The organism is Stenotrophomonas sp. YIM B06876, assembly GCF_030711595.1.
Taxonomy (GTDB): Bacteria; Pseudomonadota; Gammaproteobacteria; order Xanthomonadales; family Xanthomonadaceae; genus Stenotrophomonas.
Genome location: NZ_JAUJUJ010000292.1, coordinates 1 through 1,052, shown reverse-complemented (window position 1 = coordinate 1,052; position 1,052 = coordinate 1). Strand labels below are relative to the sequence as shown.

Here is a 1,052-nt window from a genome sequence, read left to right as displayed (position 1 = left end):
CATTGGCACGGCAGGCCTGCCAATTGCAGCGCCGGGCTGGCTGATGAGTGGGGCAGGGCGCATTGGCGTGCGCTTTAGTGCACAAATTCGCATGCAACCCAATGGGTATGAGCGCATAACGCTATTAAACAAATCCATTCGAAGCCCTGCACGGCGACAAAAAACTCACCGAAGGTGGCCGTCACCAGCCTCAGCGTGGCGGCATTCACACGGTCGCGGCGGTAGGCGCAGTTCACCGCCAGTGCCATGGTGCCGCTGCTGGTGATCAGCACGAAGCTCACCAGCGCGATCCTCATCAATGGCACATCCACCCCCCGACATGCATACCAAACAGTTGTTCTCGGGTTCATAGGAGGCACGACCGCCATCGCAGTCGCGAAAGCGCAGCAGCGTGTAGGCGAGGAAACGATTGATGGTGACGAAAAAGAAACCGGCGACCAGGCAGCGTGATCGTCAGCGCATCGTCCATGGACTGCCAGTTCGAGGCTAGCGGTTGTCCACCGAGGGCTGATCAGGTGAAACAGCACCGAGGCGAAAACGATGGCAACGAGCACCACGGCAAAGAGCATATGCGTGCCCTTGCTGCCACGTTGACAATCCCTCCGGCCGCAGCAGCATGGCAGCCGCACTGCCCATGGCGACCAGAGTCAAATCCGACGATTGAGCTTCCAGTACAAAAGGGCCGCCGTCACACCAAAGACAAGGTGCGTCGACAGGGTCTCGGTGCCCCGCCAATCGATGAACCAAGGAAAGAAGCGGGTCATGCCATGAAAATTCAGCAGGTACAGAGATGCGCCAAACACCACACCAACCACCGACACCATGCCCACGCTCGAATCCAGCGAGAGAGACGCGATGGTGATCGCGAGCAGCAAACCAAAGGCAATACCGAGAACATAGTGGGCCAGCAGCGCCACGGCCACCACAGCGGCGCTGAATTCGCTCGACTGCAGCGTCGCTGGCCCCATCACGATGGCGGCGATCAGGTGCGAAACCGCCCATGGACCGGTGCCGGAGAACAGGGTCGACCAAAGTAGCTCCAGCACCATCAC

At 59.7% G+C, this 1,052-nt stretch carries 2 protein-coding genes; both read right to left on the bottom strand.

All coding sequences use genetic code 11. The features are described from left to right. Positions 1–74: 74 nt before the first annotated feature. On the bottom strand, positions 75–296 hold the full coding sequence (locus QZH66_RS16825) for a hypothetical protein (RefSeq protein WP_305807001.1): 222 nt from the start codon (positions 294–296) through the stop codon (positions 75–77). Positions 297–647: 351 nt separating this feature from the next. Next, positions 648–1,052 (bottom strand): hypothetical protein (locus tag QZH66_RS16820; RefSeq protein ID WP_305807000.1); only part of this gene is annotated, 405 nt, incomplete at its 5' end.